Source organism: Candidatus Sulfotelmatobacter sp. (genome assembly GCA_035498555.1).
Lineage (GTDB): Bacteria > Eisenbacteria > RBG-16-71-46 > RBG-16-71-46 > RBG-16-71-46 > DATKAB01.
Window position 1 is genome coordinate 1 of sequence record DATKAB010000038.1, and the last position, 12,023, is coordinate 12,023.

A 12,023-nucleotide genomic window follows, 5' to 3' on the forward strand; every position below is an offset into this window, starting at 1 on the left:
CCCGGCGGCGTTGCCGAGGAGGGCATCTTCATGCTGGCGCCTGCGCGGGAAATGGCGGGGAGGACGGCGTCCGCCCCGTGCTCCACTACCAGCGCGGCGGCTGAGCGAAGCCCAGCTCGCCCCGTTCGCGCTCCCACACCCGCGGCTGCCGCGGGAAGATCCCTAGCGCGCGCAGGCCCGAGGCGTATTCGTAGCGCAGCACCAGCTGATCGGTCGGGTAGGCGGCGGCCATGAACTCCGTGCGCTGCACCGGATCGTAGCGGTGGTCGCCCCAGCCGGTGCCGGGCGCGGCGTCGTTCCTCGGAGCCCCGCGCGACTCGTCGCTCTGCCGGTCGGCGCGCAGGTCGCCGCTCTCGGGTGACTGGGCGGTCGGGGCGGGGGCGGCCTTGGCGCGGCTGCCGGATTCGTCGCTCGGCGAAGGTCCGCCGCCCTGCAGCTCGGATCGTTCCTTCTGCCCCCGCTGGTCGTCGCGCCAGGTCACGCGCTGCGGCTGCTCGCGGAACGAGAGCACCCGGATCCAGCCCATGTCGCCGTTCGCCTGATCGGTGCGCGACGCATACGAGCGCTCTTCGTCGACGAACACGAAGCTGCGAACGTCGCTGAGCGAGGTGCGCCAGCCGCGAATCGTGGCGGTCTGATACGGCCCGAGCACATACATCGCTTCGTTGTTGGCGAGCCGGGTGTGCTGACCATTCACCACGTTCAAGCCGTCCACCGCGATCAGCGCGGCGACGCGTTCGCCGGAGTTGTTGGTGATCTGGAGCGAGTAGGTCTTGTTCTTGAAGGCCTGGAAGTAATCGCGGTCCCAGTTGCCGGGCTTGAGGAATAGCGGCGCCGGCGTGCCGTCGACGATCACGCGCACGTCGAGCAGCGTGCCGTCCACGTGGTCGAGCGTGGGGGTGGCATTCGCGCGGCTCGAACCGGCCAGCGCGGGGCCGATCACCAGCAGGGCGAGCAGCCCGAGTTCGAATCTGCGTTTCATGGCGTTCCTCCTGTTCCGGTGGGTCCGACACTGCTGGAGTTCGGGAGCCGACTTGAAAGGAAGTACGCCGGTCCGGCGGAGGTATTCCGCCGGCCGAACCGCCGAGATAATCAGGGGCTCAAGGGACGACGACCGCCCGAGTCCCGGCCTCGAAACGGTCGAGGTCGTCGAGTACCGCGTTGATCGCGTCGGCCTCGAGCGGCACGCGCCGCGTAATGGCCGAGCCGAGGTCGAGCCCGCCCGATTGCGCGAGCGCGAGCAGCTCGTGGAGCTCGTCGAGATGATGGTCGTTGCAGCCGATCAGCTCCGCCTCGCGGCCGATCACTTCGCGATAGGGATCGATCTCGAGCGCGCGGTCGGAGATCCCGACCAGGACTACGCGCCCGAGCGGCGCCAGGGCTTGCAGCGCCTGGCGCATGGTGGCCGGCAGTCCGGCGAGCTCCAGAGCCACGTCCACACCTCGTTGATTCGTGAGGTGCCGGAGCGCCGCCACCGGATCCCCGGCGCTCGCGTCGACCGGAATCGCGCCGTGTTTCCTCACCGCCGATAACGGCTCGGCGCGGATGTCCACCCCGAACACCTCGCGGGCGCCGAGCGCCCGCGCAAGTTGAATCGCCGACATGCCGAGCCCTCCGCACCCGAACACCGCCACGGTTTCGCCGGGCGCGAGCCGGGCCCTGGCGAGCGCGTGAAGTGAGGTGGCGGACGAGCACATCAGGATCGCGCCGTGTTCGAACGCGATGCGGTCGGGAAGAAACACGGCATTCCGCGCCGGCGCCGTCACGTATTCCGCGAAGCCGCCGTCCCGGTGGTGGCCCAACATGGCGTAGTGCTCGCAGAACTGTTCGTGACCGGCCGAGCACTCCGCACAGCGGCCGCAGCTCGTGAAGTAGTGGAGGCAAACGCGGGCGCCGATCGCGTGCGTGCTGACTCCGGGGCCGAGCTTCTCGACCACACCCGCGATCTCGTGACCCAGGGTGAGCGGTAGCGGGCCCATCGGCGCGATCCCGGCTCGGTAGTGCGCGTCCGAGTGGCAAATGCCGGCGGCGCGAATCGCAACGCGGACTTCGCCGGGCCGGGGCTCGGGAGCGGGGATCTGCTGGAGCTCGAGCGGCCGGCCTGGGCCCACCATGCGCACGGCTTTCATGGTCGCGCACAATGACTGGAACGAGCGACGTGCTCAAGCGCGTCGCGGACCACCGTGGGGACGAGAGCTCTAGGAGGCTGGCGCCGCTCAGGCGGCGAGGTCGGTGGACTGACTCTCGCCGACCGTACCGGCGAGACGCAGCGCGTCGAGGATCAGCCGGTCGAGATCGAGGTCGAGCGTGATGTCCTCGTCGGCCGCGCGTTCGCCGGGATGGAAGACGAACTCGCCGTCTTTCCAGAGCAGCACGCGGCAGACAATCCGGCGCTGCACCTCGAGCACGGCGGCACGGAGCTGTTCGGGCTTGATCGCGCCGCTGTCCACCAGCATCTTGCCGATCGGGTGGCCGGGCGAATCCTGCTGCACCGCGATCGTCAGCTCGACTGCTTCGGGGCGGATGTCGCCGCCGTTGACCAGCACGTCTCCGACCCGCAGATGGACGCCGTTGGTCAGAGCGAAGGCCGAGCGTCCTTCGATCAGGAACAGGTCGGCGCGTTCGTCGTCGTTGCGAATCTCGAGCCGGCCGGTTGCGCGGGCGCCCTGCAGGAAGCGCAGGATCTGCACAGGCATGAAATGTTGGAGCGTGCCGGAAAGCGCCAGCATGGTTCCCTCCAGGTCAGGCGAAATCCCGGTAGGTATCGGCAGAAGGATGGGGCACCTTTACGGCGGTGGAGGGACGGGCGCCGGGGATCAGCTGAGGGCCGCGACCTCTCCAGCGGCCTCAAACGCCGCCTCGATCGCGTTCTCGATCGCCGGCACGCCGAAGCGATCCTGGTGCGCGAACGCGACGCGCTGGAAGGGCGCCGAGATCTTCTCGAGCCGCCCGCTGGCGAGCTGGCCGGGTTGCGCCAGCACCAGCGGGTGTCCCCAGCGCGCCATGTTGATGTCGACGATGTCGCGATCCGAGAGCCCGATCGCTGCGAGCCACGGCTGCAGGTCGTGGCGCACCGCGTCGCGGTAGCCGGCCGGCGAGGTCGCGGCGAAGAGCTCGCTCCGTCCGCCGTCATAGGGAAGCGCGCGATAGGCGGTGAGCACGCTGTGCCCGCTCTTCGGCGAAGCGACGAAGTCGGCGATGATGAGATCGGTCCATGCCGCCGTGTGGGGATCGAGCGGCTCGATACGATACGAGTCGTACCACTCCACTGAAGGCCGACGTCTGAGAAGCACGTTGGCCACGAGATAGGCGCGCCACTTCATCTCGGCCACCTGCGCGGCGCGCTCCTGCGGGAAGTCCTCCACGATCCGCGCGGCCATGAATCGCGGCACCGCCGCCACGCAGGCGCGAGCGGGAAAGCGCCGCGGGCGCTCGCCGGTGAAGGCGGTGACTTCGACGCCGCGCTCGACGCTTCGCACTCGCGAAGCCAGCGTGTCGGTGACGAGGTTCACGCCCTTCGCCCGCAGCGCCTCGCCCAGCGCCCGCGCGATTCCTGAATTTCCTCCCGGGAGGGCCAGGATGTCGCCGAACTCGGCGGTCAGGAAGTTCAGCGCGGCGTAGGTCGAGATCTCCTTGGCCGAGCCGCCGAACGACGACCAGCAGTAGTATTCGCAGAATTGGCGGACGTGCCCGGGCGCCCCCAGCCGCTCGAGATAGCTCGAGAACGGCAATGCATCGAGCCGCTCGAACTCGGCGCGCGGCCAGCCTTCCGTCCTTTCGGTCCAGGGGATCTCCGGATAGCGGGTGGCGACCATCTTTCTCCACGCATCGGCGATCCCTTTCGTCGCCGAGATGGCCTGGGCGGCGGATTCCGTGGTGCCGTCCCAGAAGTGCTCGACCAGCCTGCGGTCGAAGAACACCTCGCCCTTCGGCACCTGGACCGCGCGCTCGAGCACGCCCAGCTCGCGATAGAGCGTCTCGAGCGCGCTGCCCGGGTCGGGGCGCGTGAAGTAGGCCGCGCCGATCGAATAGCGGATGTCGCCCCACTCGGCCGATTTGGCGTTCCCGCCGATCTCGCGCGCCTGCTCGAGCACCGTCACGCGACGGCCGGCCTTGGCGAGCTGCCAGGCAGCGGTGAGGCCGCTGATGCCGCCACCGACCACGATCGCGTCGCAGGCCGGTTCGAGGGCGGCGCCGGCGCTCGAAGGCAGCATTCCGTCGCGCAGGCGGTGGCCCATCGTGAAATCGTCGCCGAGCCATAGATTCGCGTGCGGATTCGGGGGCAGCCCGCCCTCGTGCCGGCCACATCCCAGCGACCACGCCGCCATCTGCAGCGCCATCAGGCGAAGGAAATCGCGGCGCTGGAGCGGGCTCATGGACGGGAGTGCCGCGACGCGCGCCGGCTCCAGAAGAAATAGACCGGCACACCGAGAAGCAGAATGCCCATTCCAATCGCGGTGTTGGCCGGGTAGTGAACGATGGTGTTGATCACCAGCAGAGCGCTGATCAGCCCGAAGCCGAGCGTGGTCCAGGGATGGCCCGGAATCAGCGGCACCGCGCCCGGAGCACGAGCGGCCGCCCCGGTCGCCGCGTCGTGCCGGCGCAGCGCGAAGACCGCGCAGGCGGTGAGTCCGAAGAAGATCCAGTCCGCCGACACCACGTAGCTCAGGATCTGCTCGAAGCCGCCGGTCAGCGCGATCACGATCGCCAGCAAGCCCTGCAGCCCGATCGCCACCACCGGCGCGTGCGATCGGGGATGGAGCCAGGCCACCGGCCGGAAGAACAGCCCATGATCGGCCATCGCGTAGTAGACGCGCGGCGCGGTCAGCATGCTCTGGCTCAGGAATCCGGCGGCCGAGATCGCGATGCCGGCCGAGATCAGGCGCGCGCCGGGTTCGCCCAACGCCGCGCTCATGATGTCGGTGGCCGGGCGCGTCGATGCGGCGAGTCCCTCGATCCCGAGCACGCGGACACAGACGAGATTGGCCGCGACGTAGAGGACGATCACGCCCAGCACACCGATCAGCAGTCCGCGCGGCAAGGCGCGAGCCGGGTCGCGCACTTCTGCCGCGACGAAGGTCGCGGTCTGCCAGCCTCCGTATGAGAACAGCACCGGAACCATGGCGGCCCCGAACAGCGCGGCGAGTGCGAGCGAGAGCGGGGGAGTCGGGGGCGGCGCGGGCGGCGAGATCGTCTCCCCTCCCGAGACGATGCCGGGTCCGCCGCGCGTGGCGGCGAGAGCCAGGCCGCAGGCGATCCACGCGACGATCGCCAGGATCTTGAGCAGCATGAAACCACTCTGCACCGTGCTGCCCGCCCGCACGCCGGCGATGTTGATCAGCGTGAGCGCGGCGAGCAGGATCACCGCGATCGCCGGCTCCGGGATCGGCAGCGGCACCAGGCCGCTGAGATAGCGCGCGAACGTCACCGCGCCCGCCGCCATGCCGCCGGTCTGGATCACGAGCAGCAGCGCCCAGCCGTAGAGGAACGCGACCAGCGGGTGATAGGCCTCGCGCAGATAGGCGTACTGCCCGCCGGCCAGCGGTCGCCGCGCCGCCAGCTCGGCCCAGATGAAGGCGCCGGCAAGTGCGATGAGTCCCCCGAACATCCAGGCGGCGAGCAGCAGCACGGTCGAGTGGAGCTGGCGCGCGACCACCGAAGGCGTCACGAAGATGCCCGAACCGATGATCCCGCCCATCACGATCATGGTGATGTCGAACGTGCCAAGCCTTCGGGCGAGGCGCAGCTCGGCCGTGTTGGCGCCGGAACGCAAGGAGTCCGTCGCCGCCGGCGAGGACTCTACAGGCCCAGGATGTGCCACCCGGCGTCCACGTAGAGCGTCGTACCGGTGATGCCGCTCGCCATGTCGCTCAACAGGAACAAGCCCGCGGCGCCCACCTCTTCTTTGGTGATGTTGCGCTGGAGGGGTGCTGCGGCGCCGTGCTCCTTCAGCATGTCGGTGAATCCGCGGATGCCGCGAGCCGCGAGCGTGCTCACCGGGCCGGCCGAGATGCAGTTGACGCGGATTCGCTTCGGCCCCAGCTCCATCGCCATCTGCCTCGTCGCCTGCTCGAGCACCGCCTTGGCGCTGCCCATCACGTTGTAGTTGCGCACCGCGCGATTGGCGGCGAGATAGGAGAGCGTCACGATGCTGGCGCCGTTCTTCTCCAGCAGCGGCAGCATGCGATTCGTGACGTTGATGTACGAGTAGGCGCTCACTTCGAGCGCGAGCTGGAAGCCTTCACGCGGCGTGGCCACGAAGCTGCCCTCGAGATCCTCCTTGCGCGCGAATGCGATGCCGTGCACCAGCATTTCCACCGCGCCCCACTTCTCGCCGAGCGTGCGGGCAACGGCATCGATCTGCGCATCCCGGGCCACGTCGCATTCCAGCGTGATCGCGCTTGGCAGCGTCGCGGCCAGCTCTTCGACGCCGGACTTGAGGCGCTCGCCGGCGTAAGTCAGGCACAGCGCGGCGCCGGCCTTCGAAAGATCCTGCGCGATCGCCCACGACAGGCTGCGGTGATTGGCCACGCCCATCACCAGCGCGTGCCGCCCGCTCAGATCCACGTTGAACATCGGTCCTCCCTGGTGGTCGCGCCGAACGCTCGCGCACTCGCCCGAATTCGCGCTAAGCCGCCCGCTGCTTCTCCCACACGCGGATCGGCAGAATGATCACCTGAACACCGGCGAACTGAAGCCGCCGTTGAATCGAGAAGGCGGTCTCGTGGTGGAGCGAGCGCGTGAACAGGTTCTCGCGCTGGAACACGAGCTGTCCTGCGAACACCACCGGTCGGCGGAACTCCTTGATCAGATCGAGGCACATCCCTTCCAGCTCGGCGATCAGGTCGGTGCCGAGGGTATAGCGATACTCTGCGTAATAGCCGAGCCTTTGTGCCAGCCCGATGTATTTCTCGAGGTCCAGTTTCACCTTCTCCTCGAGGGCGTGCATGTCCTGAACCCCCTTGAACTGCCCGGAATCCACCAGGCCCACCGAACAGAACACCAGGTTCTTGAAATGTCGTGGGAACAGCCGCTGGATCGAAAGCAGCGTGTGAATGCCGAGCCCGGCGTAGGCCTCGACCAGCACAATCGCGGTGGGCCCGTCGGCCGACAGTTCCGGCTGCACCTTGGGCTCCGGCAACGGCAGGTTGGTGAGCACCTCGTCGAGCGACGAGAGCATCCGCCGCACCCGGCGATAGTGGCGGCGCACCAGCAGGCAGAACGCGATCAGGATGCTGGTCGCGACCAGCGTGACCCAACCGCCTTCGCGGAACTTGAGCGTGGCGGTCACGAACAGGATCCCGCCGGTCACCGCCGTTCCGAGCGACGCGATCAGGAGCCGGCGATGCCAGTGCGCGAGACTGCGACGTTCGTTCCACCAGTGGCGCACCATGCCGAGCTGGGAGAGCGTGAAGGTGGCGAAAACGTTGATCGAGTACATGACCACCAGGATGCGGACCTGCCCGCCGGTGTAGAGGATCGCGAGCGTCGCGGCCGCCGCCATGGTCAGCACGCCGTTCTGGGTCACCAGACGCTCGGAGAGGTGCGCGAACTGCTTGGGCACCCATTGGTCCACGCCCATCGCCGAAAGTGTGCGCGGCCCGTCGATGAAGCCGGTCTGCGCCGCCACGAACAGCAGCGCGCCTTCCGAGATCAGCGCCAGCAGAATGAGCCCGGAGCCGATCGGGATGCCGCGGATATTCCAGCCGCCGGCGACGCTGTGAAACAGCGTGGCGTTGAGCGTCCGACCCGGTTCGTGGTGGACCCCGAACAGCATATAGCAGAGCAGGATGCCGCCGGCGGTGAAGGCCAGCGAGGTGGCCATGTAGAGCATGGTCTTCTTGCCGGTCTCGACGCGCGGCTCGCGAAGAATCGGTACGCCGTTGCTCACCGCCTCGATGCCGGTGTAGGTGCCGCCCCCCAGCGAGAACGCCCGCATGAACACGATCAGCACGCCCGTGAGGCCCAGCTCGTGAACCGCGGAACGCGTGTCACGCACGGTGTCGAACACCAGGTGGCCGGTCTGGCCGACGTGAGTGAAGAATCCGGCGCCCACCATCAGCAGGTGACTCAGGATGAAACTGAGGAAGATCGGGGTGAGCACCATCACCGATTCCTTGACCCCGCGGATGTTGAGGGTGGTGAGCGTGGCGATGATGAGCATCTCGGTGGGCACCTTGAGGACCTGCCATTCGGGCGCGAGCAGCGAGAAGATCGCGTCGACCCCCGAGGCCACCGAGATCGCGATCGTCATCACGTAGTCCACCACCAGCGCGCAGCCGGAAACCACGCCGGGGTAAGGGCCGAGCAGTTTGGTCGCGACCAGATAGCCGCCACCACCGCTCGGAAACAGCTCGATGATCTGGCTGTAGGAGGCGGAGATGAGAAAGACGGTGATCACCGTCGCCAGCATCAGGTAGACGGCGAGGTGCGTGTGCAGGCCGAGGCTGAGGTAAGCTTCTTCCGGGCCGTAGCATGACGAAGACAGGCCGTCGGAACCCAGTCCCACCCAGGCGAAGAAGGCGATGAGCGCCAGATTGTGGTGGATGCGCGGGTCGAGGAGATTCTTGGGAGCCCCGAGCAGGACGTCGCGCAATCGGCCGAACACGGGCCGGAATCTAGGGTCTGGGTTCGGGGGTGGCAAGTGAGGGAGCCCGTGGGGCCGCGCTGGCGAGTTTTCGCGACTGGCGCGCTGGCACTGTTGGGTTTGACGCTCACACCGGCAGCGGCGCTCGCCGAGCCCGCGCCCGCCGACACCGCGGCGTTCACGCTGTTCGGCTGGCTGAGCCCGCCCGCCGATTCCACCACTGAAGCCCGTCTGGCTCAGATGGCGGATCTGTCGTTCAACCTCGCGCTACCTGCGTGGCTCGATCAGGGCCAACTCGCGGACAACCTCACGCGTCTCGATTTCGCCGGCGCTCACGGTATCCGCTGCTTGATCTGGGACGACCGCTTCAACGGAGCCTGGCACTGGCTCCCGACGTTCGAAGACACGCTCGACCAGGTGGTCGCCGACTATCGCGACCACCCGGCCTTCTGGGGGTACTACCTGGGCGACGAGCCACCGGCGTCGGAGTGGCCGCTGTTGCACCGGTTGCGCGAATCTTTGCGCCAGCGCGATCCGATTCACCCGGCGTGGAACAATCTGAGCGGTCGCGTGATCTATCCGACCGGTGTCTCGTTCGCGGACACCGTCACGAGCTACGCCGAGCTCGTGCACCCTGCGGTGCTGTGCGCCGATCACTACGACTTCACGGTGACTGGAGATCGGGGACAGTTCGTGGAGAACGCGGCGATCCTGCGCTCGGTGGCCGACGCGCATGGCCTGCCGTTCTGGGCCATCATTCAGCTCATCCCTCATTCGAGCTACCGTCCCCTCACGCTCGGCGAGGTGTCGTGGCAGGTGAGCCAGCTGCTCGCCTACGGCGCGCGAGGCATCGGCTACTTCACCTACTGGCCGCCGGATCCGGATCCGGCGTTCAACTGGGGCACGGCGATCATGGGTGGCGATGGCCAGCCGAGCCCGTGGTACGACCGGCTGAGGCGATTCAACGAGGGGGTGCGCCAGGCCGGGGTGATACTCGCGAGTTCGCGCTGGCGGCGGACGACGCACTCGGGCTCGGTGCCGATGGGCGGCCTTCCATTTACGCCGGACGATTGGATCGTGAACGTTTCAGGCCGCGCGGCAATCGGAGAGTTCGAAGGGCCAGGAGGCGAAAAGTACGTGTTGGTGGCCAACAGCGATTCGCTGACGGGACGGACGATCGCGCTCGGCCTGAATGGCTATCGCGCGACGATCGTGGACCGCGGGCAGAACGTCTTCTACCCCAACGCGGCCGCCCCGGCCACCGCCGATGCGAGTTCGCTCTCGCTCGGTGCGGGGGAGTTCGCGTTGGTCTCGCTCGAGCCGATCGCGGCGGGAACCGCAGCGATGGCCGTGGCCCCCAACCCCGGCAGCGGCATGATGAGTTTCAGCATTCAGGTGACATCGCCGAACGCGCGGTTCGAGATTCTCGACACGAGCGGCCGACGCATCTGGAGTCAGGCGGTGGCCGCGGGCCCGGCCAGCGTCGTTTGGCGCGGGGAACGGGATCGCGGCGGCACAGCCACTGCGGGGATCTACTTCGTCCGAGTCGCGGGTGCGGGCCAGGAATCCGTGCGTCGCTTCGCGTGGTTGGGGACTCGGTAAGCTGCGAACGCTCGCGAGCCTCGAACGCGCCATCGTTCGCTGCGAGCTGTGTCCGCGGCTGCGACGCTATTGCGCGGCGATCGCGAAGAAGAAGAAGCGTGAGTTCGCCGACCAGACCTACTGGGGAAAGCCCGTTCCCGGCTTCGGCGACCCGAGGGCGCGGCTGCTGATCGTCGGGCTGGCGCCAGCCGCGCACGGTGGCAACCGCACCGGACGCGTATTCACCGGCGATTCGAGCGGCGACTGGCTCTACGCGGCGCTCCATGCGCACGGCTTCGCCAGTCAGGCGAATTCGGTGAGCCGCGACGATGGCATGAAGCTCGCCGGGTGCTGGATCAGCGCGGCCGGGCGCTGTGCCCCGCCCGGGAACAAGCCCAAGCCGCGTGAGCTCGAGAATTGCCGGCCGTATCTCGAGGCCGAGATCCGTTTGCTGAAGGAACTGCGCGTGGTGATGGTGCTCGGCCGCATCGCGCACGATGCGTGGTTGCGTGCCTCGGGGCGGTGGGATCGGCTTGCGCCCGGCAAGCGCCCCGCCTTTGCGCACGGCGCCGAATACACGCTCGATCCACGTACGACGCTGCTCTGCTCCTATCACCCGAGCCGGCAGAACACCAACACGCGCCGGCTCACACGTGACATGTGGAATGAACGCTTCGCGCGGGCCCGGGCGCTGGTCGACGCGCGCTAGAAATAACCCTTCATCAGCTCGTCGATCCAGGACGGCACGCGTGCCTCGCGCCGATCGAACACCGGCGCATAGGGCTTCAAGTCGAGCACCGGGGTTCCATCGATCGCGTCGAGCCCGCGCACGCGCAGGCGACCCGGCTCGGCCGCGACGATCTCCACGGCCGTCACCCCGATTGGGTTGGGACGCATCCGCCCGCGCTGGGCGAACACGCCGAGCAGCGGCATGTCGGCGCGCCCCCGCGGGCGCCGCACCAGCGCGGGCGGCTCACCATCCAGATCGTGGTGCATGTAGAAGATCACGAGCACGTGGCTGAACTGCTCGAGCCCCTGCAGTCCAGCCGCGTATGCCGGACGCATCTCGATCACCGATTCGAGCGCGCCCCAATCTGCATCCTCGGTCGAGGTGCGCCCGTTGCGAACCGTGCCGATGACTTTCAGCGTCAGCTTGCCCACCGGAGGACCTCCGCTACCGGAACTTCCTGACCAGCACCGCGTCGCGGTTCGATGTGCCCGCGCCGATCGCCACCCGCCGGCTGTCGGGCATCCACTCCACGAGGAACACGCGCAGATCGGCGAAGTGGCTCACCTGAACCCGATGGGAACCGTCCGCATTGGACACCCAGACGTTCGCGGACGATCCGACTTGTCGCGAGATTGCGATCTTCCTGCCGTCGGGAGAGCTGACACAGGAGAGGACCTGACCCTCGGTGAAGTTCGTGAGGTGAACCGCGGCCGCGCCGCCGAAACGCTGAAGGCAGACGTTTTGGACCGGATCGGTGCCGTCGAGGTAGAGGACCCCGCGGCTGTCGCCGCTCCAGCCGACATTCAGCGCCCGTCCCGGCGTGAGCATGCTGTCGGTTTCCACACCGGTCTCGGCGGACATGCTGAGCGTGATGCCGTCCAATCGTCCGGCGGGGCCGGGGACGTTGCGCATGAACAGAATGTGCCGCCGATCGGGCGAGGTAGTGCGAGACTTCGTCCTGCGGGCGCAGGGTCTTCGGTGCGTGGCTGGGCAATCGGTCTCCGGCGACGTTGAGGGTTCGCGCGATCCTAAGGTCATGTCACGATGCGCGCCAATCGAAAGCGCTTGACCTCTCTCGGCACCACGCGCATCATTCGTCACACATCTCCCGGTGGTGCCCGCAAG

At 67.9% G+C, this 12,023-nt stretch carries 11 protein-coding genes; 2 read left to right on the top strand and 9 right to left on the bottom strand.

All coding sequences use genetic code 11. The annotated features are described in order from the left end of the window. Positions 1-85: 85 nt before the first annotated feature. The 7 genes from VMJ70_03300 to VMJ70_03330 all read right to left on the bottom strand — a co-directional run bounded on the left by VMJ70_03300 (position 86) and on the right by VMJ70_03330 (position 8,608). Positions 86-982, bottom strand: coding sequence for a hypothetical protein (locus tag VMJ70_03300; GenBank protein ID HTO90137.1), 897 nt, complete (start codon positions 980-982; stop codon positions 86-88). 118 nt (positions 983-1,100) lie between these two features. Continuing rightward, a complete protein-coding gene (locus VMJ70_03305; protein ID HTO90138.1) occupies positions 1,101-2,129 on the bottom strand; it encodes a zinc-binding dehydrogenase in 1,029 nt (342 codons plus the stop codon). Positions 2,130-2,216: 87 nt separating this feature from the next. Beyond that, positions 2,217-2,729, bottom strand: a complete 513-nt coding sequence (locus VMJ70_03310) for a DUF4388 domain-containing protein (GenBank protein ID HTO90139.1) — start codon at positions 2,727-2,729, stop codon at positions 2,217-2,219. Between the two features lie 87 nt (positions 2,730-2,816). Further along, positions 2,817-4,376 (bottom strand): FAD-dependent oxidoreductase, encoded by a 1,560-nt coding sequence (locus VMJ70_03315; protein ID HTO90140.1) that lies wholly within the window; start codon positions 4,374-4,376, stop codon positions 2,817-2,819. Continuing rightward, complete coding sequence (locus tag VMJ70_03320) at positions 4,373-5,773, bottom strand: amino acid permease (protein HTO90141.1); 1,401 nt, start codon at positions 5,771-5,773, stop codon at positions 4,373-4,375. Before VMJ70_03320 ends, VMJ70_03315 begins: the two co-directional genes overlap by 4 nt. Before the next feature lie 26 nt (positions 5,774-5,799). Beyond that, positions 5,800-6,576 (bottom strand): enoyl-ACP reductase, encoded by a 777-nt coding sequence (locus VMJ70_03325; GenBank protein ID HTO90142.1) that lies wholly within the window; start codon positions 6,574-6,576, stop codon positions 5,800-5,802. 52 nt (positions 6,577-6,628) lie between these two features. Beyond that, positions 6,629-8,608 (bottom strand): APC family permease, encoded by a 1,980-nt coding sequence (locus VMJ70_03330; GenBank protein HTO90143.1) that lies wholly within the window; start codon positions 8,606-8,608, stop codon positions 6,629-6,631. A gap of 36 nt (positions 8,609-8,644) precedes the next feature. On the opposite strand from VMJ70_03330, the gene VMJ70_03335 reads away from it, so the two are divergent. Then, complete coding sequence (locus VMJ70_03335; protein ID HTO90144.1) at positions 8,645-10,189, top strand: T9SS type A sorting domain-containing protein; 1,545 nt, start codon at positions 8,645-8,647, stop codon at positions 10,187-10,189. Beyond that, positions 10,140-10,877 (top strand): uracil-DNA glycosylase, encoded by a 738-nt coding sequence (locus tag VMJ70_03340; GenBank protein HTO90145.1) that lies wholly within the window; start codon positions 10,140-10,142, stop codon positions 10,875-10,877. The genes VMJ70_03335 and VMJ70_03340 overlap by 50 nt, the downstream gene beginning before the upstream one ends. Here the strand turns inward: VMJ70_03340 and tsaA are convergent. Beyond that, the gene (gene tsaA, locus VMJ70_03345; protein HTO90146.1) at positions 10,874-11,329 is read right to left on the bottom strand and encodes a tRNA (N6-threonylcarbamoyladenosine(37)-N6)-methyltransferase TrmO; all 456 of its coding nucleotides are present in this window, start codon (positions 11,327-11,329) and stop codon (positions 10,874-10,876) included. The genes VMJ70_03340 and tsaA overlap by 4 nt on opposite strands. A gap of 13 nt (positions 11,330-11,342) precedes the next feature. After that, a partial coding sequence (locus VMJ70_03350; protein ID HTO90147.1) for a hypothetical protein occupies positions 11,343-12,023 on the bottom strand: 681 nt, incomplete at its 5' end.

Excerpts from the sequence above, each read along its gene's own strand:
- VMJ70_03325 (HTO90142.1), bottom strand. The coding sequence starts at position 6,576 with ATGTTCAACGTGGATCTGAGCGGGCGGCACGCGCTGGTGATGGGCGTG.
- VMJ70_03305 (HTO90138.1), bottom strand. The coding sequence starts at position 2,129 with ATGAAAGCCGTGCGCATGGTGGGCCCAGGCCGGCCGCTCGAGCTCCAG.
- VMJ70_03315 (HTO90140.1), bottom strand. The coding sequence starts at position 4,376 with ATGAGCCCGCTCCAGCGCCGCGATTTCCTTCGCCTGATGGCGCTGCAG.
- VMJ70_03310 (HTO90139.1), bottom strand. The coding sequence starts at position 2,729 with ATGCTGGCGCTTTCCGGCACGCTCCAACATTTCATGCCTGTGCAGATC.
- VMJ70_03300 (HTO90137.1), bottom strand. The coding sequence starts at position 982 with ATGAAACGCAGATTCGAACTCGGGCTGCTCGCCCTGCTGGTGATCGGC.